Source organism: Bacillus sp. HY001 (assembly GCF_007558965.1).
Classification (GTDB): Bacteria; Bacillota; Bacilli; order Bacillales; family Bacillaceae_G; genus Bacillus_A; species Bacillus_A mobilis.
Genome location: NZ_VLTE01000308.1, coordinates 1 through 229 on the forward strand (window position 1 = coordinate 1; position 229 = coordinate 229).

Annotated in this window: 1 pseudogene; it reads left to right on the top strand. The window is 34.1% G+C overall.

Annotated elements, in window-relative coordinates:
- Positions 1–229: pseudogene (locus FOT98_RS32785) on the top strand (hypothetical protein); the annotation flags it as partial.

The following is a 229-nucleotide window of genomic DNA, read 5'->3' on the forward strand; positions in this document are numbered from 1 at the left end:
TAACACCAACAAACATGTGTAATGGTGTTCTACAATACTACCAATATAAACAGTATACCGTTGTATCTGTACTTGATTTATCAAAGCAAGATTCCGAAATGATACCATTGCTTCTGGCTTGTTTAGCAGAGGCTTTGATTCATTTCAATCCGGATTCTTTTTTAGCGAAGGATGAATCTAGCATCTTATATTGGTGTAGAAAGAACTTTAAAGGATTTCATAGTATCTC